Below are 1375 nucleotides of genomic sequence, written 5' to 3'. Positions count from 1 at the left end.
CCCATTTAAAGAAGCCAGCGTTGCCATCGGCGCATATTGATCCTAGTCGGCGCTAGGCTGCAACTTTTTGATGTGAGCCTCGAGCTCATCCAGAGAGGCCCAGCCCAAGAAGTAGAACGTGATCATCTCGAACGTTCGCTTGGTCGGCTGCTTGCCGGAAATCGCCATGATCATGATGCAAGCAATGATTGCCATGTACATCTGGATTGTCGCTCCGGCCGGGTTGTGGCTGAGCAAGTGACGACAGCCCAGTAGCTGCTTGATGATGCGAAAGTACAGTTCGATCGTCCAACGAAGCTCATATAGAGCTGCGATGATTTCTGCAGGCACTTCCAGATTGTTGGTGACGATTCGCAAGTAACCATCACTGCTGGGGCCGCACTGAGCGTTCTTCGCTTTGCGTGAGTCATGCGGCTTGACCTTCACAACAACTACTCGAGTGACGTGATCTGGCGGCGGCGTGCGGGAATTCTCAGTGCCAAATCGAACGATCTGATCGCTCACGATGTTCTTGGCTTTCGCTTCGTCGGAAAGCTCGTTTTCGGATTTCACTTCCCACTTGGCCGAGTCGAACAGGCGGCAGACGTATTGACTGTCCTTCGCGTTGATCACGTTCCAGAGCGTGTATTTCTGGTAGCCGCGATCGACCAAGTAGCAGCGATCTGGTTCAACCGTTTTCTCCAGCACGACTCTCTCGTCGGCATCCCCTTTGGGTTTGCTGCCGGTCAGGTCGATGCGATTAGGGATCCCCTTGAAGACTTCAAACTGGGCATGCAGTCGATATCCGCAGGAAGATTTACCGCCACCCGTTGGTACCCAGGCGAGTTGGCCGACTTGAGCAAGGACCTTGAACACACTGCCATCAACGGCAGTGATCTTCTTGTTGATGTGATGGAATTTTTCAGGCGTTCGATCGGGCAGTTTGTCGCCCAGTTCCGCAGCGATGGCTGCAAGAGGCTCGGGATCGAAGACGGTGACGGATTCCGACAGGCTGCCCAGCGAGGCACGGCCAACGCCCAGTCGTTTTCGCACGACATCCAGTTCGCTGGCCTGCTGCATGCCACGCATGGAATCGATGACCGGATTGAAAATCCACATCAATACCAGCAAGCAGTACTGATCCATGTGGAGCGATCGGTTGCCAGCCTTGTCGCGAGCGACTCCGATTGCGTGCAGGGGCTCGAGTAGGCTGGCGATATGGCCGAGTTTTTTGAGGTCTTTGAGGTCGCTAGGTTTGACCTTGCCCTTGCGCACGCGAGCATCGGTGACTTTCGTCACCGGCTTCTTGGCTTTGTTAGAACGCTTGGCTGCCGCCATCGGGACGCTGTCAGAAAGGCAGGGAAGTAAACTTACCTAACCTGCCAGCGCAAATATC

At 54.8% G+C, this 1375-nt stretch carries 1 protein-coding gene; it reads right to left on the bottom strand.

Going from position 1 to position 1375, the window contains the following annotated elements:
• Positions 1-42 precede the first annotated feature (42 nt).
• Positions 43-1278, bottom strand: a complete 1236-nt coding sequence (locus RE6C_RS30555) for an IS4 family transposase (RefSeq protein WP_160167219.1) — start codon at positions 1276-1278, stop codon at positions 43-45.
• Positions 1279-1375: the final 97 nt, after the last annotated feature.

Source organism: Rhodopirellula europaea 6C (assembly GCF_000338295.1).
In the GTDB taxonomy this organism is placed as follows: Bacteria; Planctomycetota; Planctomycetia; order Pirellulales; family Pirellulaceae; genus Rhodopirellula; species Rhodopirellula europaea.
The sequence above is the reverse complement of the archived record's forward strand: the minus strand, read 5'-3'. Positions and strand labels throughout refer to the sequence as shown.